Source organism: Acinetobacter brisouii CIP 110357 (genome assembly GCF_000488275.1).
GTDB lineage: Bacteria > Pseudomonadota > Gammaproteobacteria > Pseudomonadales > Moraxellaceae > Acinetobacter > Acinetobacter brisouii.
In genome coordinates this window covers 158,617-182,937 of sequence record NZ_KI530764.1, presented here as the reverse complement: position 1 = coordinate 182,937, position 24,321 = coordinate 158,617, and the positions used below count along the sequence as shown (strand labels likewise).

Sequence of the window (24,321 nt, the reverse complement as noted above, 5' to 3'; positions counted from 1 at the left end):
ATTACCGAATTGACCAAATCCAATTCTCAGACAGTACAACACTCGATATTGAAGCTGTAAAAGCTTTAGTTCTTTTGGGAACAGAAGAAGCTGATGTTTTAAGAGCCTATACAACGGGTAGCACGATTTCAGGTGAGGCTGGTGATGATGTAATTCATGGAAATATCGGTTCAGACCAGATTTATGGTGGTGATGGACAGGATCAGCTCTATGGTGACAACGGCAATGATCATTTAGAGGGGGGTGCTGATAATGACCAACTTTATGCTGGCAATGGCAATGATGTCCTTATTGGTGGTTCTGGTAACGATCTGTTGGATGCAGGTGATGGCTCAGATCAGCTCTATGGCGGGACTGGCGATGATGTTCTCAACGGTGGAGCGGGTAATGATCTTCTGGATGGAGGCGATAGTTCCGACCAACTGAATGGTGGCATTGGAGATGATATTTTAGTTGGTGGTACAGGTGATGATGTACTGATTGGTGGACAAGGGAACGATCTTTATCGTTTTGATCTGGGCTGGGGACAGGACACGATCCAATATGAATCTAAGAACCAAACTGATATTGATACGATTGAGTTCATTAATATCAATCCAGATGACCTGATTGTCAGAAAAGTGGGGCAGGATATGGTTGTCATGCACCGTATCACGGGAGACCAACTTATTGTTGAGTCACAATTTAGTGACTACGTTTCAAATAAACCAATCAATAAGGTACGATTTGATGACCAAACGGAATGGGATGAAGATGCACTTAATGTGCAAGCTGTAAAAGGAACTGAATTAGACGATATTATTGAGGGAACAACTGATCATGATGTGATTCATGCAGGTGCAGGTGATGACATTATCTATGGTCGCCCAGTGTATGCCGAAACACCAGAAGCCCAGTATTACGTTTACGGTGGTGAGGGTAATGATAAAATCTATGCCACAGGCTATCTCGATGGTGGTGTAGGTGATGATGAAATTGAAGGCTCTGGACATCTACTGGGTGGTGAGGGCAATGACATCCTGAGCGGACAAGGTGTATTGGAAGGTCAGTCAGGGAATGACATCTTAACTGGACAGGGTAAATTGTACGGTGGAGATGGCCAGGATCAGCTAACACTAACAGGTTTGGCAAATGATGAACTTGGCTTACTTTCAGGTGGTGCTGGTGATGATGTCTTAACTATAGATGTCAATCAAATGGACTTTGTGAATGAATATAACCAAGATCAATTTTATCAAGATGCGGATGGCTACCATCGAATTCAGGATATAGAATTAACTGAAGTACAACGAGCTGTATATGTAGAAGGCGGTCAAGGTAACGATACCATTTATGGCTCATTTGGTGATGAAGTTTATCTGTTTAATCTAGGGGATGGGAAAGATACGATTATTGAACGCCCAGCAGGTCAGAACTATAGTAATGTCGCTGTTTCATTTGATGTATTGCGTTTTGGTCAGGGTATTACAACAATAGACATAAGCCTGCATCGTTATGGCACTGACTTGGTCATTAAGCATACTAATCAGACAGATCAAATTACCATTCAAAACTACTTTACGGATGGACATCATAAGGTCAATGAAATCCAGTTTGCGGATTCAACCATTTGGAATAATGCCTATATTGAAAACCATCTCACCTATCATGGTACAGCCAATAATGATGAAGTCTGGGGTTATCGCAATACAGATGAAACCTTTGAAATGGACGCAGGTGACGATAAGGTTTATTCAGGTGCAGGCAATGACATCATCTATGGTCAGGCAGGAGAAGATATCCTGTGGGGACAAGCTGGAAACGATACGCTTTATGGAGGGATTGGTGCTGATTATCTAGAAGGAAATGAGGGTGACGATATTTTATATGGTGATCAGGACAATGACATTCTTTATGGCGGAGCTGGTAATGACATCCTTTATGGTGGGCAGGGCGATGACATACTGAGAGGCGGTACATGTCACGATACTCTAGATGGCGGGGCTGGTAATGATCAATATTTTTATTACTTAGCTGATGGCACAGAGACCATTGACCAGACAGGTGGTGGAACAGACGTCCTCTGGCTGATGGATCAAGGTATTACTGAGGATAGAATTAAATTTACCAAAGAAAATAATGACCTGATTGTGACGATTGACAATAATCCAAACCAGTCAGTCCGAGTCAAGGATCACTTCCTGGGGGGTGAGAAAGCAATTAGTAGTGTACAGCCGAATGGGGGCTATACCATTACAGCGGCTCAAATTGCAGTCAAGGTCAATGCTTCTGCTGGAGGTTTATCCGATCCAGAAGGTGATACCATTTATCAATATACCACTGGTGCAATGACGATCACGGAACAATCGGGCAATGATACCGTGCTATTTAAGAATGGCATCACGTTTAGTCAAGTGGGTAATTATCTAACGAAATCAGGTGATGATCTGATCTTGAAAGTCAATGGTAGCAATACTAATAAGGTCACGATCAAAAACTTCTTTTTGGCAGGAAATTATCTGGTTGAAACCTTGCAGTTTGAGACAGGTGGGCAACTGACGGCTGAACAAATCTTTGGTGCATTCGGTTTGACAATTCCATCAGGAACAACTCCAATACCGCCGAATCCTGTGGGAGATACAACCTATAGTTATAGTTCTGGTGAATTGACCATTACTGAACAGTCAGGCAATGATAAAGTCATCTTTAAAAATGGTATTACCTTTAATCAGGTAGGAAACTATTTGACCAAATCAGGTGATGATCTCATTCTCAAAGTGAATGGTAGTGACACTAATACAGTCATTGTGAAAAACTTCTTTCTGGCTGGTCAATATCTGGTTGAAAGTTTTGAATTTGAAACAGGTGGGAAAATTACCGCTGAGCAGATTTTTGGGGCATTTGGCATTACCATGCCACAGCAAAGCGCGCCAGCAAACACATCACCTGAAAATATGGATTTAGATGCCTCTAATACTATCTATAACTATAGTTCTGGTTCCATGATTATTGATGAAACGCTAGGTACAGATCAGGTTGTGTTTGGCAATGGAATTAGCTTTAGCCAAGTGGGTAACTATTTAACTCAATCAGGTGATGACCTGATCCTGAAAGTGAATGGCAGCAATAGCAACAAGGTAACAGTAAAAGACTTCTTCCTTGGTGGTGCGCATGAGGTCGAATCTTTCAATTTTGAAACAGGTGGCAGTATTTCCTCACAGCAGATTTATCAAGTGTTTGGGGTGGATCATCCTACCAATGCTGAGGATGAGGTCACTAGTATTGTAGTGGGTGATTCAGATGACAATATCCTGAGCAGTAATGCAGCAGTGAGTGAATTATTTGTCTTAAATGAAGGTAATGATATTCTCGAATTATTGTTAAATGCTTCAGGTGAAACGGCTGTAGATTATGTAACTGATTTTGATGTGACAGAAGATCAAATTGATTTTTCCCAAATATTAGATAATCAGGCAACTAGCTCTAATCTTTCTGATTATATTGAGATTACTTATAATGCTAATGCCAAAACTAACACTTTGAGTCTGCGTGACCAACTAAATGTAACTGTAAAAGATCTTTTAATATTCACAAACCAAGCTGAGCAGTTGTCTATTACAGATTTAATGATGAATCAAGCAATTATTTATTAATATCCTAAGTTGTAGGGTGGTTAGCCACCCTATAGTTGTTAATTTTTAGGGTAGACCTCTTTCATAAATCATTTTTTACTCAACTCCATATTGTAAATTCCAGCAATTAAATCTCAAGCCCAGTCTTTTATCTCGGCTTCGATAACGTCCAGCAAGAATCTTAAAGGTTTTGAGCTTGCCAAATACATGCTCAATTCCAATCCTTCTTTTATTGATTTCTCGGTTGTAAATTCTCAGCTCAGGATTCAATTTACAGCGTCTTTTGGCTTTTAACGATAATAAGCTATTCGTAAACAATAGCGTAAATTCCCTGATAGCCTTTGTCTGCAAGAATAAAAGCACTAATGGGAATTTGATTGAAGTTGCGTTTGAATAGCTCGAAATCATGTACAGTACATGACGACCACATAAACTCAGAATTTTCTGAGTTTTGTAGAGAATTATCACCTGTACTTTAAATGTATGCGCCTTTTTCTTACTACTATAACTTTTCTTCTGTTTTTTTAGGTCTTTGAATTGGAATTTTTGTGGCTATTCACAGTTTTTTCTGCCTAATGTTCATGGAGGCATCTGATTTTCGACCCAATTATTACAAATAGGCAAATTCTTATCATCCAAATAATGGCAGAATGCCTGCCAGCGTTTTAGGCTATGTGTGAATTTGGTGGAACTTTGATCTGATGTTCTTTAAGACAGTCATACAGTTGTTGCATGATCGGTTGGCTATCCTGTTGCCTTCGCTGTATGCATTGTTCAATACTACAGTGTGAAATCTATCGTAACTCTGCTTCAATTTGGTAAAGCTGTTGAATCAATTGCTGAGCCTTTTCGCAATCAAACTTTTACCAGTCACATTTAGCTAATGGAATTTTCGACAGGCATGTGCTCTATACAACCCACCTCAATCATCTGACCTGAGGCAAAACGTGTCTTATAACCACTGTAATCATCCCAGATCAGTTTACTTTGCCAACCTTTTAGGAAACTTTGGTTTCTTCTCAGCAATCTACATCACGGTCACAGGTGTTTCGTCTGCATGAATCATCTGCTGTTTGAGCAGTACTTGTTTCAATGCATCTGCCAATAGCTCCAGTTCCATATCGAGATAGAAAATCAGTCATCTTATAATTTCTATTTAAAATAGCGATTAAAATTATTGAGTTAATCTGAAATTTGATTGCATCTAATAATTAATTTGTATATCTGATTAAATTTTAATTAATCATCAATTTTATGAAATTAATTTTAAATAAATATCAGTATTTTTAAAATTTATAATTAATGTTTCTTTAGAGTATACCCTAAAACTACATATTTTTACCCAAGCAAACAATGTCTCTTTTAAATGTTTTTTGATCATACATCACATGTTATTTTTAAATCTATTATTTATAATAGACAAATTGGACTATTTTTAGTCAATTTGGAGCGAAGCGCATGAAAGGTCAAAAAGTCGGCTATGTCCGAGTCAGCTCGGTCGAGCAAAATACGGGACGCCAACTTGAAGGCATCGAAATTGACCGGATGTTCATAGATAAAGCTTCGGGTAAAAATACCGACCGCCCCAAATTTCAGGAAATGTTGAACTATGTTCGGGAAGGGGACATGGTGGTGGTACATTCGATGGATCGTTTTGCGCGAAGTCTCAAAGATCTGGTTGAAGAAGTAGACAAATTGGTTAAGCGGGGTATTGCGATTCAATTTATCAAAGAAAAAATTACTTTTACTGCCCAAGCCACGCCGATGGATAACCTGATGTTGCAATTGATGGGAGCCTTTGCTCAGTTTGAACGTGAGATTATTTTAGAACGGCAAAAAGAAGGCATTAAGCTGGCAGCAGCTCAAGGGAAATATAAAGGTCGGGTCCATAAACTCAAACCAGATCAGGCAGATGCTTTACGTCAGGCTTGGGCAGAAGGAAAATATAGTTCGAAGGCTGCTTTGGGGAAGGCTTTTGGAATTAGCCGGCAGGCAGTTTATCGGTATTTAAAGATGGAATAAGCATATATTAAAAATATAATGCTAGCTAAAATATTAAAAATACTAATTTAAATTGTTGACTAAGAATTTTATATGCTTATTTTTTAATTAATTAACTAATTCACAGTGTATTCAAATAATTGGTTGTAATGAGTAAAATTAAGAATTTCAAATGGACTTGGATATTTATAAATTTTTAAACATTAACTTATAGTATTTTTGAATTACTAATATTGAAATTTATTAAGATGACCTTTTAGAATCCATATTTCACCTCTTATATAAACCTTTCCATCTTGGAGTTTAAGTACTTTTCCATAATAGTTGGTAATATTTATTAAGAATCCATCATCATTATAATTTGCCCATGCGCAACGTTGAACACTAGGGTTATCCTTCTTATAAAAAGTGATTAATTTTCTTGGAAATATCATTTTATACCTATTTAATAAATTAAAGGGGATTTGACTCCCCTTTAAGAAGCATAAGTTTAATTTAGGCTACTTAATTATTATTTTAATTTAGTAGCTTTACGCTACTTTTTTTATTTATTGTCTTTTTTGGGTTTTTCAGCATCTTTTTGCTGGTCTGGGTTTGATTGCTGCTGTTTTTGAGGCTGATGGCTTTTATCGCTGTCAGGTTGTTTAGTAGTTGGATCGCTACCTGGTTGATTTTGAGATTGTGACATAATAATTATCCTTTTCTAGTCATCATTATTAATGACGAAATTATCATGTGCCATTATTTTATTAAAAGATATACTATCTATGTATCAAATTATATTTAATGAATTAAAAATAAATTAATGCAATTGATTTTTATATGTTTTAAATAAATGTAATTTTTTATTTAAAAAATTTATTATTTTTGATGGGTGAGTTCTATTTAATACCAGTCAATAAGTAATTTATATTATATTTAATATAATTGGTATCGTGAAAAATAAAGTGAATATAAATCAAAAGTAAAATAATGGAAAACTACTTTTTAAAAAATAAAATTTTGAAACTGGTTGGATTTTTATTACTCTAATCCATAATGTCATTTTCAATAAAAGTGATAATTTTTTATTTAAATTGATTTTTTTTAGTGTTTTGATCTTGCAAGGGTGAAAATTATCTCTTATTTCTGTGAGTAAATTTTGAGATAGAAACATTTCTAATTCGGATTAGATAGGTATCGTTTATACGCACAGATTTAAGAGAATTGTTCAGAGTACGTAACTAATTTCTAATAAAAAGTATGTCATCTATACTTTTTATTATTTCGTATAGGCAAGAGCGTAAATATGCTATTGAGGAGCTTGTCTTTTAGCAGAATTCATCTCATGTCTGACTCGGCTGGTCCGATCATAAATAACCTTGCGCATTCGGTTTACGACACCAAGTGGTTTATGCTCAGGTAAAGCATGCCACGGTGTGAAAGAAAGATTTTCACAAAACTTATTTTGATCAGGTGTATCAAAAACCTGTTTGGGAATGCGAATAGTCGCCACCTGATAAAAAGGGGCTTGGGTTTCTTTCCATTCAGTCATGGAATCTTCAACTGACATTGTGTTTGATGTTCGAGGCTGCACTAAAAACTCCATACAAGCCCCATCTTTTTGTAGACTATTTCGAAGTGCTTCACGCAGAAAATCATGGCTGGGATGCTTTGGAATAGGATCTTTAATCGGTGAGCAAGCTCGGGCTGAATATTTGACTGCCTGACGATTAGAACCCAATCCCAACTGATAGGGCACCATTGACCAATAGCGTGTTTGTAGAGGATTTGAAATTTTGGTTCTAAGGTTTAAGGCAATTAAAGTTCCTTTAGATCCTAGAGCAAAAGGAATCTGAAGTTTTTTAAAAAAGCTATCGCTGTTTATATCCTGCATTAATGCCATATAGCGGTTCGGATCATTGGCAAAAAAAACTGGATAATTGATCATAATAAAGTCTTGCGTGAAGTCTTCATCTTCTAAAAGTTTTTTTCCAGGTACATTTAAAAGTTTTATTGCCATGCCTCGAGCATCTGCTTTAATGTCTGCTTGCGTGGCATCACGAGAACCATTAGAGAAGCGAATCCATGCTGGATAGGTTTTACCAGGAATAAAAACGCCTTGCGCTAAGTTTTTAGAAAGTGTTTTTTTCACCTGAAACTCTGCCCGTACACAGCCATGTGCTTTGGGATGTGCATCACGTAGGGCTGTGCCTACGGAATATTGTTTGCGAATGGATTTTTCAATCACATCTGAGATTTCTTCAGCTATTACAGCTTCATTTGGATAAATGTGCTCATTCAAATCTGGATCTATACTACTGGGGTAAGCCATCTTGTTAGGAGAGCTGGGCTTTGTGAGAGAGGGATTGTCTACAGCCGTACAAGCACTGATTAGGATTGCTAAAGGTGCTACAGTGAACAGCAGGTTCAAGGGTATTGAGCGCATGAAATTGAGCATTGGTTTTCTCCATGCTTTGGCATCAGCATCATAGTTAGCTTTTTACGCTGATGAGATGAAATTCCTTAAGCTTATTTAACGCATAAAATCATTATAATATCTGTGATATTTTAGGTGCATTCATTGGGGATAATGGTAAAGGCATAAGATTAAAATAATTCAAGGAAAAATTAGGCTTCTTTCATAATTTTACATAAGTTTTTTCTATTAAAAGATAAATGTCTGGCAGTAAAAAACTGATGAGACTGTTTGCATGGTATAGAGCAACAAGATGAGTTCTTTCTTGACCTAAATTACGTCGAACAGATCTAATGATTTTAATATGTTCCATAAGACACTCCTTAACTCTAGCGCTATGACCAGATCTTCATTGTGAAGTGTCTGATTTAATTTGGGGCTAATACAATGACTCAAATTTCTATTTGCAACTGTGCCAAAAAATTCACCAATAAAAAGACACCCCTTTCGGAATGTCTTTTTTAAAACTTAAATAGGTAGGTATTAAGAGTTAGAAAGCACCACTTTCATCGCTTTTTCTTGCGCGGCATGACCAAACACTTTATATGCCTCTTCAATATCACTTAAAGCAAAATGGTGAGTCACCAATTTATTTGGCTCAATGGTTTTGGCACAGCAGCTTTTCAACAACATTGGTGTACTTGAGGTATTGACCAATCCAGTAGTGAGCGTAATATTTTTAATCCACAAATCTTCAAGATGCAGCTCTACTGATTTACCATGCACACCCACGTTGGCAATATGTCCACCCGGTGCAATAATCTGTTGACAGATCGCGAAGGTTGGTTCGACACCAACACATTCAATCGCCACATCTACACCCACACCATCAGTCAATTGATCAATCACCGACTTCACATCCTGCTTGGCAGGATTAATAATATCAGTCGCGCCAAAACGTTTTGCGGTTTCCAAACGGCTTTCATCAGTATCGACCATAATGATTCGGCCCGGTGCATAGAATTGAGCTGTAAGCAACGCCGCCATCCCAATTGGGCCAGCACCCACAATCGCAACCGTTTGCCCCGGTTGTACCTGACCATTTAACACACCAATTTCAAAGCCTGTTGGCAAAATATCGCTCAACATCAAAGCTGATTCTTCATCCAGGCCTTCTGGCAAATGGTACAGACTGTTATCGGCATGTGGAATGCGTACATATTCCGCCTGCGTACCATCAATTTTATGACCTAAAATCCAGCCACCATCTTTACAGTGAGCATATAAACTTTTCTTGCAATAACTGCATGAACCACATGATGTGATACAAGAAATAATGACTTTATCACCTTTTTTAAATTGCTGAACTGAAGCGCCAACTTCTTCAATAATTCCAATGCCTTCATGTCCCAAAGTACGGCCATCGGTCACTGCCGGCACATCACCTTTTAGAATATGTAAATCTGTACCACAAATAGTTGTTTTAACAATCCTGACTATTGCATCACTCGGTTTGAGTAGTTTAGGTTGCTGTTTTTCTTCCCATTTAGCATTACTGGGGCCGTGATAAACCAATGCTTTCATTGTACAAATCTCCATTCAAAATTTTAAATTACTCAATTTTTATAAATTAATTTTTAACTTTGTATTTCGTGGTCAGACCACATCTAAGACTCTAGCGTTAATTTTCACCAGCCACAATAAGCAAAGATCCCCAAAACTCAAAAGCTATAAGATTTTTCTCCTCACTTGTATGAGCCCCCAATTAAATCGAACACTTCACAATGAAGACCTAGTCATAGCTAAGGATAAGTAAGAAGTGTCTTATGGAACGCGTCGAAGGGATTACATCTGCTCAACGTCGTCGACGTGATTCAGTTCAAGAAAAAGTACAGTTTGTTGCGCTCACCATGCAATCGGGTTCATCTGTTTCTTCTATTTCCAGACAGTATGTATTGCATCCAATTTGCTGTTTAAATGGAAAAGAATGATGCAGGATGATGGAGTGAGTGTCGTAGAAGCCAGTGATTAGGTCGTGAGTGTATCTGACTATAATGCGCTGTTAAAAATTACCGATCTTGTAGAAAATCTGTGATCAATGCATAACTCAATCTCAGACTGCTCAGCTAAAGCTTAGAATGATTCTGTTTAGACTGACGTTTGCAACGTTCAGAACAATATTTAACTTCTTCCCAGCAGCGTTGCCATTTCTTGCGCCATCTAAAAGGGCGTAAGCAGGCAACACAGATTTTTTCCGGTAAATGCTGTTTTTTCATAGTTTATAATTCATCAATCTGACTGAGCAGCTGTTGGGCATGAACGATAAGCTGATCCTTATTATTAAGTTTATCTAGTTGTCGATAGATCATGCCCATACGCGGATTAGCGCGGAATATCGCTTCATGCTTCATCATAAAATACCAATATAAACTGTTAAATGGGCAGCTATCGGGTTCAGTACGGGTTTTAACATTGTAAGTACAGTGCTGGCAGTAATCAGACATTTTATGGATATAGTTGCCCGAAGCCGCATAGGGCTTACTCGCCAGTAAGCCACCATCCGCATGCATCACCATACCTACCGTGTTAGGCAGCTCTACCCATTCATATGCATCGGCATACACTGCCAAATACCATGCACTGATCTGCTGTGGATCCACGCCACTTAACAGGGCAAAGTTACCAGTAATCATCAAACGCTGGATATGATGAGCATAAGCATGTTCAAAAGTATTACGAAAACACTCGGCCATACAGTTCATTTTGGTACGACCTGTCCAGTAAAATTTGGGCAGTGCGGCGGAATGATGTAATGAATTGCTGTTGGCGTATTGCGGCATGTATAGCCAGTAAACCCCACGGACATATTCGCGCCAGCCGAGAATTTGCCGGATAAAACCTTCAACTGCATTTAATGGTGCATGACCTGCATGGTAGGCTGCTTCTGCAGCATCACAGACTTCTTTAGCGAGCAGTAGACCACAGTTTAGATAAGGTGATAACAGACTATGAAATAACGCGTCTTCGCCTTGAGCCAAAGCATCCTGATAATCACCAAAATAAGGCAAACCGTTGACAATGAAATGTTGTAAAGCAAGCAGGGCATTACTACGCGTTGTAGCCCAATGGAAATTGTTAAGACTGCCCGGATGCTGGGGAAATTCACGTTTGACTAGCTCAATGACGTCTCGGTCAATCTGATCTAACTCAAAGTACAGAGGGGGAGATAATGGGGGATTGCCAGACCAAGTTTTTCGGTTGGCTGTGTCATAGTTCCATTTCCCCCCGATAGGTTGGCTATTTTGTATCAGATAGCCAGTCTGCTTACGCATTTCTCGATAAAAATATTCCATACGTAGCACTTTGTATCGACTGGCCCATTGTCGGAACTGAACTGGGCTACAAAAAAAAAACGGTCATCATCTAGGCACTGTACGGGTAATTGTAGTTGCTGACTCCAGTGATTTTCAATTTGCTGCTGTAATCGGTATTCTCCACAGTGAGTAATCACTAATTCTTTTGCTGACAACCGTTGTTGTTGTACTTGTACGAAATCCAGCTGTGTACGAATCGGACTGTCAGATTGAAAAACATGGTAACGTACACGCCAGCCTTCTGCTTTGAGTTGTTTGGCAAAATGACGCATCGCACTAAAAATAAGGGCAATTTTTTGTGGATGATGAGTGACATAAGTCGCTTCTTCAAATACTTCTGCCATCAAGATCACGTCCTTGGTACGGTCGAGTACTTTGAGCGTAGCAAGCTGATGGTGAAGCTGATCACCCAAAATCAAACCAAAACGCATACATACCCCAAATCTTGCAGAAGACAGCATACTTTAAATGCTGATACTTCAATTTTTTGTGAAAAAATAGCAATCAGTCAAATATGGCTAGCACAATGGAAGGGTATCGGTCAGTTCAGCAAAGACCGTATTAAATAATCTTTAATTACAAAATAGCAGTATCTCTAATCTGGTTGTCATTGTTGGTACTTATGAATTCTACCTAAGGCCAGCTTCATAACTGATGTGAAAATTATGTGATTTTAATCAAAAAGATACAAAATATTGTGGTTGTAATTATGCTCGTATACACCTAATATTTTTCTTGAAGCAATTTCATGTAAACTTCCTTCATTTTTTCCCATACATCCCCAGTATGGGATTTTTTTATCAGGTTATCTAAATCACCATGCACTCAAATCTCTATTTGCAACAGTGCCCAAATAAATGTATATGGTTGTCTTGCTGAATATTGAGCGATTTGATATTTCTACAAAATAAAGAAAGATGGTGTTGGGTTTCTTTGAGTAATTGCTGTGTGACTAAACGTGCAATTTGCCCTGAAGCTCCTAAGATTAAAACATTTGCCATATCTATACCTTTTTTCTCAAGGAGAATATAAGGTTCTCCTTGAATACTATGGATTGATAAAAATTACTGATCATCAAGGGCGAGCAATTCTTTAGATAAACGCTCACCTTCAATCTGAATGGATGACAAGATATTGCTTATTTCCTGTAAATCTTCTGAATTAAGTTCAACTTCGGCAGATAGGATGTTATCTCGCAGATATTTCTCTTGATCAATTCCTGGTACAGGTACGATAAAATCATGTTGTGCGAGCAACCAAGCCAAAGCAATTTGAGCAGAGGATGCGTGCTTTCTTTGTGCCAATTCGGAGATTTTGTCGACTAGAGGCATATTGGCAATCATGGCTTCTCGAGTAAAACGGGGAAAGGTTGCTCTTAAATCAGTTGCTGCATCAAAAGTTGTATCTGGATTAATGGTTCCAGTGAGAAAACCCGTACCTAACGGTCCCCAAGAGACAAAACCAACCCCTAATTCTTTACAGACAGGCAATACATCCTGCTCTGGCTCACGCGTCCATAACGAATACTGATTTTGAACCGCGGTAACTGGAAAAACACTGTGCGCTTTTCGAATTGTTTCAGCACTGGCTTGTGATAAACCAAAGTGTTTGACTTTACCTTCTTTGCCTAAGTCTTGAATGGTTCCCGCAACCTCTTCAATTGGGACATTTGGATCAACACGATGCTGATAGAACAGATCAATATAATCGGTTTGCAGGCGTTTCAATGAATCTTCGCAGACTTTACGAATATGGTCGGGACGGCTATTAATGCCTGTATCGGAAATCATGCCAAATTTAGTGGCAATAATGACTTTCTCCCGAAATGGTTTTAATGCTTCGCCGACTAATTCTTCATTGGTATAAGGACCATAAGCCTCTGCTGTATCAAAAAAAGTGATGCCTTGTTCAGCAGCTTTACGAATTAACGAGATGCCTTCTTGTTGAGATTTTGCCTGACCTAAACCAAAACTTAATCCCATACATCCCATGCCAATTGCAGAGACCTCTAGAGCACCTAGTTTGCGCATTTTCATAATTTATCTCGTATCATTTATCGAATAAGTCAAAGTATAGAGAGACATTTATTAATGATTAAGATGGTTAAATCGCATGTGCTTATGAATATAATTAATTAATACTATTTTGGATGAGATCCAACTCATTTGGATCACTTATAAAATAAAGGTGTGGCTATGCTTGATAATTTAAATGATCTTAAAGCTTTTATTCTTGTTGCACAGGTAGGTAGTTTTACTAAGGCTGCAGCACAACTTGGCGTTTCACAATCTGCATTAAGTCATACCGTGAAGTCATTAGAAAACCAGTTAAATTTAAGACTTTTACATCGGACAACACGCAGCGTATCAACTACAGCAGCCGGAGAGCAGCTCTTAAATAGAGTTGAACCTTTATTGAATCAAATCAACTCCGAGATTGATACATTAACCCAACTGCGTAATACGCTTGCGGGGAATTTTCGAATCCATGCGACGGATCACGCAATTTATCAATTTGCTTGGGAACGTTTACTGCCAATTCTCAAGCAATACCCAGAAATAAATTTAGAAATTACAATGGATTACCGTTTTACTGACATTGTTGCTGAACGGTATGATATGGGCATACGCATTGGCATGCATATTGATAAAGACATGATTTCACAGCGTATTTCACCAGATATGAAAATGGCTGTCGTTGCCAGTCCTGAATATTTTTCTGAGCATCAACCACCCAAAACTCCAGATGACTTGGAGTTTCATAATTGCATCAATATGCGATTGCCAACCAAAGGTGGTTTATTGGCATGGGACTTTCTAAATTCTGAAGGTCAGCGGGTTGAAAAGCATGTCAATGGACAGCTCATAGTCAATCAGGTTCCGATGATGGTAAAAGCAGCGACAGATCATTTAGGGGTAATTTGGATTCAAGAAGATCGAATACGGCAGGAATTAGAATCTGGAAAATTGGTCAAGGTTTTAGAGGATTGGGCGATCACGTATGAAGGATATTATCTATATTATCCGCATCGGCAGGAATCCAACCCCATTTTTAGATTATTTGTTGATGCTTTAAAGCTTTAAAAAGTCAGCCCAATTGAATTAATCAGGCCAACTGTCATTTTTGATGAAACAGAGATAAACATGATTTAAAGTAGCGATGCGTTCTTTTCTAGATAAGAATGATCAACCTGATTATTTCTGCTTTTGCATCTTGAATGGGATCAGCACCATAGCCGCACTTAAAATTGTGAAAACAGTCATGATCAGAATCATGGTTTCTGGTGTGCCTTTTGATAACCACGCTAAAAGTAACGAGGAGATCACGCCACTTCCATATTGCAGTGAACCAATCAAAGCTGAAGCTGAACCCGCAATTTCAGGTACGCCATCTAATGCTGCCGCAGTCGAATTGGCCGCTACCGTGCCATTCATCGAAAAGAAAAAGAAGACCATGAGAATGACACTATATATTCCACCGATTCCCGCATAAAACAACACACATAAAATGACTAAGGCGATTGCAGCAAAAGCCGTCGTACCACGTAATAAAATATCTAAACTATAACGCCCAACCCAAGAACGATTGATAAAACTTAAGCCCATAATGCCGACAATATTGATGGCAAAAAGCCAGCCATAGTACTGTGGTGCAATACCATAATAAGTAATGTAAACAAATGGTGAACCGACAATAAAGGTATACGCAGCGACATAAAAGAAGGTCACACATAAGGTATAACGCATAAATTGCCAATTCTTAAGCAAGCGACCATATTGCTGAAAAATCGTCATGATTGAACTTTGTTGGCGGCGTTCTTCATGATGTGTTTCTGGCAAAAGGAACAGTGAAATAAACATCAAACTGCCAATGGCTGCCAATAACCAGAAAATATCATGCCATGAACTGAGTTTGAGAATCTGACCACCAATCAATGGCCCTGCAATTGGTGCAATTGCCATTACAATCGTCAATGTAGAAAGCATTTTCGCAGCTTGGGTACGGGCATATAAATCCCGAATCATCGCACGAGCAAGCATGGGCGCAGTACATGCCCCTATTGCCTGAATCACACGCCAAAAGACAATTTGCTCAATACTTTGTGAATAGACACAGCCAATCGAACCAATCACAAAGACCACCAAACCGAGATATAACGGACGTTTACGCCCAATTCGATCGCTGATCGGCCCCCAAATTAATTGGGCAATGGCAAAACCACCTAAAAACCCTGTAATGGTCAATTCGACACTACCCTGTAAATCTATTTCCATTTGCGGCATGGCAGGCAAATAAATATCGGTAGATAACGAAGTAAATGCCATTAATGCACCCAAAATCGCCATAAATACCCAACTACTGGCGTGTAGTTGATTACTTTGACTTTGGGTGGATATGGGTGTATTGGACATAGTTTTTACTCATTCAATTTGTGAAACAGGTTAAGCGAAGCCAATTAACTCAATGACTCCGCTTATTGGTGGTGGTCTAAATGTTTAAAACTGTGACTCGTTGTTAGTCCAATTCATGAACGTATTTATAGCCATTTCATGTTTGGGACATACAAGTTTGGGCAAGGTCTATAAGACAAATATGTTGGATGGATCAGTACATTACTTTTTTCTGATTAAACATCCAGTTTTCGACTGCTTAACCATTCAATCATGGCAGGATCGCGGTGTGAGAAAAATGCACTGGTTGCAGTATCAAGCGCAGTAATCTGATTGATATCTTCAACAGATAATTCAAAGTCAAAGATATTGATGTTCTCTTGCAAACGTTCAAGACGAACAGATTTGGCTAATGACACTACATTGCGTTGTAAGAGCCAGCGTAGTACCACTTGACCGATCGATTTTCCGTATTTCTGACCAATCTTCTGCAAGACAGGATGATTAAATAAATTGTTACGCCCCTCAGCGAAAGGTGCCCAAGCTTCAGGCTGAATACCACGTGATTGCATCCAAGGCACGGCATGCAGTTGTTGCTGGAATGGATTAACTTCAACCTGATTCACCGCAGGCACGACTTTATTGAAAGCAATCAAGTCGGCTAAACGATCAGGATGGAAATTACTCACACCAATCGCGCGAATTTTTCCCGCTGCGTGTAGTTCTTCCATCGCACGCCAAGCCCCATGTACATCACCAATCGGCTGATGGATCAGGTATAAATCGACATAATCCATTTGTAAGCGGTTTAAAGAGCGTTCAAACTGCGCCTTTGCACCTTCATAATTGGTATCTTGTAGCCAAAGCTTCGTGGTCACAAACAATTCATCCCGTGCAATATTGCTTTGACGAATGGCATTACCAACTTCAGTTTCGTTCTGATAAGAAGCAGCGGTATCAATCAAACGATAGCCTGCATCTATTGCATGGCGTACCGCTTGTTCACATTCTTGACGATCATTCATTTGGAATACGCCAAAACCTGCAAGTGGCATTTCAACACCATTATTCAATTTTATGGTTTGCATCATTTTTACCTTTAAATCTGTTAAAACCTGATCACAAAACCACTATAACCTTGTCAAAATTGCACAACTAGACAGCAAATTTCGATTACACTTATATAAATATTTTATTAATCAAGTTTGATTAATAAAATTTATACCGAATAAATAATAAACAAATTCAGCAAATCGTGAGTTACCATGTCTGAAAATCTTGATGATTTAAAAGCATTTTTAATTGTTGCCCGATCTGGAAGTTTTACCAAAGCCGCAGGACAAATGGGTGTTTCTCAGTCTGCGTTGAGCTATACCATTAAAATGCTGGAACAGCGTCTGGACATAAAGCTATTGCACCGCACGACCCGAAGTGTTTCTTTAACCCAAGAGGGCGAACAGTTATTTAACGATATTGAGCCGCTCATCAACGGCATTGAACAGAAGCTCAATAACTTGAATTATTTTCGCGAAAATCCTCGCGGGCAGCTCAGAATCAACGGGACAGAAATCTCTCTGAATGTTTTGCTCTGGGACAAACTGTCGAAATTCATGCGTGATTATCCCGATGTACAATTGGAACTGACCATGGACTATGCCTTTGCAGATATTGTGAAAGATCGCTATGACATTGGGATTCGCTTGGGTGATGCCGTACATAAAGATATGATTTCAGTCCGTGTCAGTGATGAACTAGAAATGCTGACTTTAGCTGCACCACAATATTTGGAACATTTCTCCGTTCCCGAAACACCTCGAGAATTAGATCATCATCGCTGTATTGGCTTACGTTTACCGTCACATGAGCGGATACAGTCTTGGGAGTTTCATGATTTCAAAGAACCAAATAAAACCCTGACCATTAATCCAGAATATTCACTGATCGTTAGTCATGCCCGATTGCAACTTAAAGCAGGTGTGGAAGGGCATGGTCTGGTTTGGTTACCGAAAGTCATGGTTGAAGATGAGCTCAAAAGTGGAAAGCTTGTCACGATTTTGGATGACTGGAATATGCGCTATTCGCCCTATTACATGTACTATCCAAGTCGCCGAGAATCCTCACCATTATTTCGCTTACTGATAGATGCCTTACGTTTATGCCCCTAAATAACGCCAAGAGTTATTTCTTTTGAAATATAAAAACTTCAGCAAAATCGATGCGTTAATTCGGAAGTTTAAATTAAGGTGCAGATCACTACACCTTTTCACTCCTAACCCAGTCTTGAACATTATTTAGAAACAGAGATTGGTGCAAGTTCACCAAACCAATAAGCAGCAGTTACACCACCATCCATGAGGAAATCGCTACCTGTAATAAAAGTGCCTTCTGGCCCCATTAAAAGTGCACCAAGCGCAGCAACTTCATCAGGTGTTCCTGCTCGCCCAGCTGGAGACAGTTTCAACATGTTGCGATAACCTTCTCCTCGTGGGCCTGTTAATTCATCTTTTGTTAATGGCGTTATGATGATGCCGGGGCTAATCGTATTGACACGAGCACCTCTTTTACCCCAACGAACCGCCTCAGCCATGACTCTTAAGGAATTGCCACGTTTTGAAATCTGATAGGCATGCAAAGAATCTCGAATCACATCAGGCTGCAACATTGGTTGTTGAAGCAGCTCTTCAGCAGGTGTTGTGGCAAGAATGCGATCTTCATCTTGAGTTAATGCAGGTAAGCGGTGTCCCGATTGAGAGGAAATCACAATACAAGAGCCACCCGAACGAATGACTTGACCGAACTCCTCCAAAATGACAGCTGTACCATACAAATCCACTTTTAAAATCACTTCAGGTGATGCTTGCGAAGGAGATACACCAGCAGCATGAATGACACCGCCAATTTGACCCAGTTGAGTTGCCGTCTGAATCAGGGCTTGAACAGATGTGCGGGAAGAAACATCCACAATGCAGGTACTGACTTCAAAGCCTGCCTCACTTAACACTTTTGCAGCAGCTTCAGCATTTTCTTGTTTTAAATCTGCCAGTAAAACATGTTTACCAGCACTGACTCGACGTGCAATTGCTTGACCAATCGACCCTGTACCAATAACGACAATAATATCTTTCATCTGTTACTTCTCATGATTCTTAGCAATGGAATTATTCTATTTTAGAGACTTATGTTTGAATGATTAACGTCTAAACAGAAATAGCCTCTATGAATGAAATTTATCAATGGAGGGCTATTACTGATGAAAATATAATAATTGATGCTGTAAAGACTGGATTGATCAAAGTCTCAGAGGAGTAAATACATTTTTAGTTTTTCAACGTATGTACCTCTGTCATATTTTGATCTTCAATCAAGGTATGAATCGTATATTCCAGATTTCTTTTTGTTCACAAGCAAAGTCATAGCGCTGATCTAACTAGAACACACAACCATTCAATAGTGGGCAGCCTGTAAACAATTCTGCAACCCAGTCAACAAACACACGAACTTTAGGAGACAAATGTCGATTTTGTAGATAGACAACAGAGATCGGCATTGGTTCAGGTAACCATTCGGCTAAGACTTGTTATAATGCCCCAGATTCACTGTAAAAAAACTGGCAAAAAAAGCAAAAACGCTGAATTTAAAAAATATAAGAGAACTTGTACGAAAAGAAGAAAATGCCTTATCCAATGGAAACTGGCAAGAGTGGGTTAAACTTTCGGGGGACTTCCACCTAGAACTGACTGAAATCAACAATAATCCACTGATTACCAATTATCTTCAGACGTTGATCGCTAGAACTTCCTTGTTAATTCGAATGTATGAAACCCCTACGCATAATAGTTGTTCAGTTGAAGAGCATACCGCTATTCTCAATACCATTGAAAAAGGTGATGAACAATTGGGGATTTCCTTGATGGAAAATCATTTAGAATGATTACGCCAGTGCATTTCTAAATAGACAACCCACATCAAATCATGCCAATTTATTTGAGATCTTTCAGGACAAAAAAATAGCAAACTAAAGTTATATTATTGATAGTGAATACAATTTATAAAATTATGGTTTTCAACGTATTCCAAATACGAGTAATGTCTTAAATTTATTAAACAATAAGTAAATTACAAACCCAATAAAACCCCATTGAGAAAGTAATGGTGCTTTTATTGAATATCAAAATTTTAATCTATTGATTTTGGACAATAAGATCAGCGATTGCTTGAGTTTCTAGTACCCTGCCACTTGATACAATTTTATCATTAATAATGAGACCCGGCGTACTTAACAGACCTGTTTCCGCAATCTTGATCATGTCGGTGACATACTCAATTTCAGCTTGCACGCCACTCATCTTCACTGCTTCCTCTGTTGCAGCTAATAGTGCTTTACATTTACGACATCCAGTACCCATAACTTTAATCTGCATATTTTCTCTCCGATGTTTTATACCAATAAATAACCAAAAGCATTTAAGCTATAACCAATGATCAGAATACCTATAAAAATGATACCAACAAACAGACTGAGTAATGGGAGTTTGACTACTTGTTTAAGCAAGATGATCGATGGCAATGATAATGCTGTTACCGCCATCATAAAGGCCAATACTGTACCTAAGCCAACACCTTTACCGACCAAAGCTTCAGCAATCGGCAATGTGCCAAAAATATCGGCATACATAGGAATACCGACAATGGTGGCTATCAGTACAGAATACCAATGCTCCTGTCCCAATAAGGCAGTGATCCAATGCTCTGGAATCCAGTTATGGATGGTAGCGCCAATACCCACACCAATCAAAACATATAACCAAACCTTATCAAAGATTTCAACGACCTGTTCCCAGGCAAAGTCACGCCGCTCTTTAGTCGACATGCTAAAATCTTGCTCTCCCTCAATCGCTCCATTATGCGTTACAAAGTCAGCGACATACTTTTCCATTTTCAAAAAACTGATCAATGAACCACCCAGCACGGCTAACACTAACCCGAGAAGCACATAAGCGATGGCTATTTTCCAGTTAAAAATACTTGCCAATAAAATAATTGATGCCAGATCAACTAAAGGAGATGAAATCAAAAATGAAAATGTCACACCAACGGGTAGTCCGGCACGTGTGAAACCAATAAACAGTGGAATAGATGAACATGAACAAAATGGTGTAATCGTTCCAAGTAAAGCACCGGCAATATTCGCTTGTACCCCATTCATGCGCCCTAAAATTTGTCGGGTACGTTCCGGAGGAAAGTAACTTTGAATATATGAAAGGGAATAAATCAAAACTGATAATAGAATAAAAATCTTAAAAACATCATAAATAAAAAAGTGGATACTGCCACCTAGTCGAGTTGCAATAGATAATCCAAATACATTTTCAACCAGCCAACGCACCCCTTCAGACAACCAAGTCATTTTAAGAAGTGCATTGTTTAACCAAGCAAAGATGGCAACTATGCTGTCCATTTAAATCTCCTTGTCTTGGGCGAATAAAATTTATTATTTAAATCAATAAAATAATTATATGGTAAATATATACTCAATGCCAAAGTTAGCTTTTTAAGTATGAAAATTATATTGAAAATAATCAATATATCTTTTGACGATAAAATTTGAGTTGTAAAAATTGAGACTTCTATTGACATTTTACCTCATGCCATAGGAGTTTTGATTTTGAGTACAAAAGCCCAACTGGAAATTACCTACAAATTAAGCGTTTTGCTCACGCTGAACAAAATAGCAATGTTACATTTAATGGCCGATATTTTGGTATTTAAAAAGATACTTTTATCGTTGGAAAAAAATGATCAATCCAAGGGAGAGATAGGATTAGCCAACAGTAAGCCATACCAAGCACAGCCTAAACTTCGCATGTCTGTTGAAATTGAAGATAAGATTATTCATTTACGCCAACATACCATTCAAATTGATAATGATCCCGACCTTATGCAGCCATGAATGGCAAACATCCTGTGAGTAATTAAAAGAAAAGCTATACTAAAATCTTAGTGTCGGTGGAAGTGCTAGTATTCACTAGTTTTTGATATTTTTAAAATAAATAAACTATTGATTTAAATGTATTTTATGTAGTGATATTAGAAGCCATTCTATTTTCTTTAAGCATAAATTTGGAGTTTAATCCAAGATTGGTTTATATTCATTTTACTAATTACTTTTATTCTATATTCTAATATAGGTTATGGATAAGAATGATTCTAATAGAGGAAAATCATGTTTAACATTCTGATGTACTTACCTTTGGGCAAAGTGCCTGAAACTACCTGTCAGGAATTATGGCAGAAACGGGAAATTGTACAGATTGTTGATGTCAGAAGTACTCAAGAGTTTAAACATAGTCATATAGAAGGCGCTGTCAATTTACCCATTACAAAATTGAACGAATCTTCAATACAGTCATTAGGGCTTGATCCAGATCAGCCTGTGGTAACCATTTGTTTATCAGCACACCGTAGCATTCCTGCGACACGTAGATTGGCCAAGATGGGATATTCAGTTACGCAGTTAAAGGGTGGCATGAAATCCTGGTGGAAAAATAGCTTACCTTGTATCGAAAACTAAATTTTAAATATGTTATGTGAGCTTCTAAATTTAAAAAAGGAGTAAGGCGATGTCCGCAAAACCAAAGGTAAAAGATTTTTTCGATCCAAAAACAAATACATTCAGTTATGTAGTTTCAGATACGAGCACGAAACAATGTGCAATTATCGATAGCATTCTCGATTATGATGCAGCTTCAGCGGTTACGTCTACCACTCATGCTGATCAAATTATAACGTATGTTAAAGAACAAAACTTACAGGTTGAATGGATTCTGGAAACACATGTACATGCGGATCATTTAACTGCAGCACAGTATTTGAAACAGCAACTTGGTGGTAAAACCGCGATGAGCGAACGGATTTCACTGGTACAGGAAACCTTCAGCTCAATCTATAACATTGATATCAAACAGTTCAATGCTCTCCAGACCTTTGATCATGTATTTCATGATCACGAAGAATTTTATATTGGTAACCTGAAATCCTATAATATTCCTACCCCAGGCCATACACCAGCATGCTTGAGTTATGTGATTGGCGATGCTGTTTTTGTGGGCGATACTTTATTTATGCCAGATTATGGAACGGCACGATGTGATTTTCCTAAAGGCAGTGCTGCGACCTTATTTGACTCCATACAAAGTCTCTATCAGTTGCCTGAAGACACTCGTGTTTTCCTATGTCATGATTATTTACCTGAATCACGTCATGACTACATCTGTGAAACTGATATCAAAACCCAGAAACAGTCTAATATTCATATTCGTACTGGCACAGAAAAAGCAGATTTTGTAACAATGCGCCAAAAACGTGATGCAACCTTAAGAATGCCAGAGCTAATTTTGCCATCTATTCAGATTAATATGAATGCGGGGCGCTTTCCACAGCCAGAAGCCAATGGTGTATCTTACTTAAAACTTCCTCTCAATTATTTTAAGTAAACTCTACTCAACACTCTTTATGCCATAAACAAGTTTTTCCTACAGTTGATGCAGGAGAAGCTTGTTTATTTTTTTAACTGTTTAATTTAATTGATTTTTTAAGTTATTTTGCTAACCTAAAACATTGATCTTATTACTGTACTTTGCCTTAAACTGAAATCGCTATATATTCAATTACACTATGTAGCTGGTTTTTGTTGAACTAATCTACCCAGTTGAATGTAACAAGCTCCTATATCAGCAACCACTCCAATCAGATTTCAAAGATTCAATCACCTGAGTTTTATATAGACCATGCTCTGTTTTAGCGACAGCTTTTTCATAGATTTGAATCCTAACGTGGCCCTGATGATCCGCTTTAGCTTGCCATGAATCACATTCGATCACGTTATTTTTGTATTTAATTTGACTGTGCTCAAGGTCTGGTGGACATTTTCCTTATGAACAGATATCGCTCTGTGGCAACTTCAATTTAAAACAGTACTCGGCTCTGAGACAATAGGGCATTCGTGAGTAGAAATATTACATAAAAAGATGTATTTTAAATATATTTAATTATGGTATAGCAGGCTAATGCTATGTGATTGCTCTATTTTTTAGCGATGATCTGATCATACCAAATCGTGTTTTGCTCACTATCCTAAATAGATTGATTGTGCCATATCCATTAAGCAGTAAAGTTTTTGTATTAAAAGGAATTATATGATGAATAACAATGAACTAGCTGAATTAATTATAGAACAAGCTAACGATGCAGTCATTTATGCAGATCATCAAGGCAATATTCAACGCTGGAATGATGCTGCTAGCCGATTATTTGGATTTTCTAAAGCAGAAATACTTGGCAAAGTCTGAATGCGATCATTCCTGAGCGTGCACGTAAAGCGCATTGGCAAGGCTTTCACTCAGCTATCCAAAATGGAAGCCTGAAATTATCAGGCAAACCCACTTTAACCCGAGTAGTTCATAAAGATGTAGATAAAAAACTCTATGTAGAAATGAGTTTTTCCTTAATCAAAGATCATGATGGAAATGTGCAGGGAAGTGTTGCTA

21 protein-coding genes and 4 pseudogenes are annotated in these 24,321 nt (G+C 38.2%); 10 read left to right on the top strand and 15 right to left on the bottom strand.

All coding sequences use genetic code 11. The annotated features are described in order from the left end of the window. Window positions 1-3,632: calcium-binding protein (locus tag P255_RS13915; protein WP_004898163.1), on the top strand; the 3,632-nt coding region annotated here is incomplete at its 5' end. A 75-nt stretch (window positions 3,633-3,707) separates the two neighbouring features. Here P255_RS13915 and P255_RS15280 read toward each other — a convergent pair. After that, entirely contained in the window at window positions 3,708-4,019 is a 312-nt protein-coding gene (locus P255_RS15280; protein WP_174428842.1) for a transposase family protein, read from the bottom strand. A gap of 174 nt (window positions 4,020-4,193) precedes the next feature. Next, window positions 4,194-4,731, bottom strand: a pseudogene (locus P255_RS15275) (IS66 family transposase); the annotation flags it as partial. A gap of 338 nt (window positions 4,732-5,069) precedes the next feature. On the opposite strand from P255_RS15275, the gene P255_RS13905 reads away from it, so the two are divergent. Then, a complete protein-coding gene (locus P255_RS13905; RefSeq protein ID WP_004898165.1) occupies window positions 5,070-5,633 on the top strand; it encodes a recombinase family protein in 564 nt (187 codons plus the stop codon). A gap of 523 nt (window positions 5,634-6,156) precedes the next feature. Here the strand turns inward: P255_RS13905 and P255_RS15535 are convergent. The 3 genes from P255_RS15535 to P255_RS13890 form a co-directional block, all read right to left on the bottom strand. Continuing rightward, on the bottom strand, window positions 6,157-6,300 hold the full coding sequence (locus P255_RS15535; RefSeq protein WP_004898168.1) for a hypothetical protein: 144 nt from the start codon (window positions 6,298-6,300) through the stop codon (window positions 6,157-6,159). 603 nt (window positions 6,301-6,903) lie between these two features. Beyond that, entirely contained in the window at window positions 6,904-8,052 is a 1,149-nt protein-coding gene (locus tag P255_RS13895; protein WP_004898170.1) for a catalase family protein, read from the bottom strand. Window positions 8,053-8,553: 501 nt separating this feature from the next. Further along, complete coding sequence (locus tag P255_RS13890; RefSeq protein WP_004898174.1) at window positions 8,554-9,594, bottom strand: zinc-dependent alcohol dehydrogenase family protein; 1,041 nt, start codon at window positions 9,592-9,594, stop codon at window positions 8,554-8,556. Between the two features lie 242 nt (window positions 9,595-9,836). On the opposite strand from P255_RS13890, the gene P255_RS15530 reads away from it, so the two are divergent. Beyond that, window positions 9,837-10,001: a hypothetical protein gene (locus P255_RS15530; RefSeq protein ID WP_004898177.1), complete on the top strand. Its 165-nt coding sequence runs from the start codon at window positions 9,837-9,839 to the stop codon at window positions 9,999-10,001. A gap of 135 nt (window positions 10,002-10,136) precedes the next feature. On the opposite strand, the gene P255_RS15270 is transcribed toward P255_RS15530, so the two are convergent. The 3 genes and pseudogenes from P255_RS15270 to P255_RS13870 form a co-directional block, all read right to left on the bottom strand. Then, window positions 10,137-10,286, bottom strand: a complete 150-nt coding sequence (locus tag P255_RS15270) for a DUF2256 domain-containing protein (RefSeq protein ID WP_081401987.1) — start codon at window positions 10,284-10,286, stop codon at window positions 10,137-10,139. A 3-nt stretch (window positions 10,287-10,289) separates the two neighbouring features. Next, window positions 10,290-11,815 (bottom strand): annotated as a pseudogene (locus tag P255_RS13880) (cryptochrome/photolyase family protein). A 633-nt stretch (window positions 11,816-12,448) separates the two neighbouring features. Continuing rightward, window positions 12,449-13,420 (bottom strand): aldo/keto reductase, encoded by a 972-nt coding sequence (locus P255_RS13870; RefSeq protein ID WP_004898186.1) that lies wholly within the window; start codon window positions 13,418-13,420, stop codon window positions 12,449-12,451. 159 nt (window positions 13,421-13,579) lie between these two features. Here P255_RS13870 and P255_RS13865 point away from each other — a divergent pair, with 159 nt between their 5' ends. After that, complete coding sequence (locus P255_RS13865) at window positions 13,580-14,467, top strand: LysR family transcriptional regulator (protein ID WP_004898187.1); 888 nt, start codon at window positions 13,580-13,582, stop codon at window positions 14,465-14,467. 111 nt (window positions 14,468-14,578) lie between these two features. Here P255_RS13865 and P255_RS13860 read toward each other — a convergent pair whose 3' ends face one another. Both P255_RS13860 and P255_RS13855 read right to left on the bottom strand, forming a co-directional pair. Beyond that, window positions 14,579-15,796: a multidrug effflux MFS transporter gene (locus P255_RS13860; protein WP_004898188.1), complete on the bottom strand. Its 1,218-nt coding sequence runs from the start codon at window positions 15,794-15,796 to the stop codon at window positions 14,579-14,581. Between the two features lie 215 nt (window positions 15,797-16,011). Then, window positions 16,012-16,863, bottom strand: a complete 852-nt coding sequence (locus tag P255_RS13855) for an aldo/keto reductase (RefSeq protein WP_035365652.1) — start codon at window positions 16,861-16,863, stop codon at window positions 16,012-16,014. A 177-nt stretch (window positions 16,864-17,040) separates the two neighbouring features. Here P255_RS13855 and P255_RS13850 point away from each other — a divergent pair, with 177 nt between their 5' ends. Next, window positions 17,041-17,940 (top strand): LysR family transcriptional regulator, encoded by a 900-nt coding sequence (locus tag P255_RS13850; protein ID WP_004898191.1) that lies wholly within the window; start codon window positions 17,041-17,043, stop codon window positions 17,938-17,940. A 122-nt stretch (window positions 17,941-18,062) separates the two neighbouring features. On the opposite strand, the gene P255_RS13845 is transcribed toward P255_RS13850, so the two are convergent. Together P255_RS13845 and P255_RS15525 are read right to left on the bottom strand one after the other, a co-directional pair. Next, the gene (locus P255_RS13845) at window positions 18,063-18,902 is read right to left on the bottom strand and encodes an SDR family oxidoreductase (RefSeq protein ID WP_004898193.1); all 840 of its coding nucleotides are present in this window, start codon (window positions 18,900-18,902) and stop codon (window positions 18,063-18,065) included. Window positions 18,903-19,092: 190 nt separating this feature from the next. After that, window positions 19,093-19,352: pseudogene (locus tag P255_RS15525) on the bottom strand (LysR family transcriptional regulator); the annotation flags it as partial. Between the two features lie 30 nt (window positions 19,353-19,382). Between P255_RS15525 and P255_RS13840 the strand changes: the two are divergent. Then, the gene (locus P255_RS13840) at window positions 19,383-19,706 is read left to right on the top strand and encodes a GntR family transcriptional regulator (protein WP_228127495.1); all 324 of its coding nucleotides are present in this window, start codon (window positions 19,383-19,385) and stop codon (window positions 19,704-19,706) included. Window positions 19,707-19,956: 250 nt separating this feature from the next. Here the strand turns inward: P255_RS13840 and P255_RS13835 are convergent, their stop codons facing one another. After that, window positions 19,957-20,196 carry a thioredoxin family protein gene (locus tag P255_RS13835; protein WP_004898194.1) on the bottom strand — a complete coding sequence of 80 codons (240 nt, stop codon included), beginning with the start codon at window positions 20,194-20,196 and terminating at the stop codon, window positions 19,957-19,959. Window positions 20,197-20,213: 17 nt separating this feature from the next. Beyond that, complete coding sequence (locus tag P255_RS13830) at window positions 20,214-21,233, bottom strand: permease (RefSeq protein ID WP_004898196.1); 1,020 nt, start codon at window positions 21,231-21,233, stop codon at window positions 20,214-20,216. A 207-nt stretch (window positions 21,234-21,440) separates the two neighbouring features. On the opposite strand from P255_RS13830, the gene P255_RS13825 reads away from it, so the two are divergent. The 3 genes from P255_RS13825 to P255_RS13815 all read left to right on the top strand — a co-directional run bounded on the left by P255_RS13825 (window position 21,441) and on the right by P255_RS13815 (window position 23,268). Then, a complete protein-coding gene (locus P255_RS13825; RefSeq protein WP_004898197.1) occupies window positions 21,441-21,725 on the top strand; it encodes a hypothetical protein in 285 nt (94 codons plus the stop codon). A 273-nt stretch (window positions 21,726-21,998) separates the two neighbouring features. Next, on the top strand, window positions 21,999-22,346 hold the full coding sequence (locus tag P255_RS13820; protein ID WP_004898199.1) for a rhodanese-like domain-containing protein: 348 nt from the start codon (window positions 21,999-22,001) through the stop codon (window positions 22,344-22,346). A gap of 49 nt (window positions 22,347-22,395) precedes the next feature. Then, window positions 22,396-23,268, top strand: coding sequence for an MBL fold metallo-hydrolase (locus P255_RS13815; RefSeq protein WP_004898201.1), 873 nt, complete (start codon window positions 22,396-22,398; stop codon window positions 23,266-23,268). A gap of 317 nt (window positions 23,269-23,585) precedes the next feature. Here the strand turns inward: P255_RS13815 and P255_RS15390 are convergent. Further along, window positions 23,586-23,706, bottom strand: a pseudogene (locus P255_RS15390) (DDE-type integrase/transposase/recombinase); the annotation flags it as partial. A 267-nt stretch (window positions 23,707-23,973) separates the two neighbouring features. On the opposite strand from P255_RS15390, the gene P255_RS15590 reads away from it, so the two are divergent. Next, on the top strand, window positions 23,974-24,123 hold the full coding sequence (locus P255_RS15590) for a PAS domain S-box protein (protein ID WP_212749315.1): 150 nt from the start codon (window positions 23,974-23,976) through the stop codon (window positions 24,121-24,123). Window positions 24,124-24,321 lie beyond the last annotated feature (198 nt).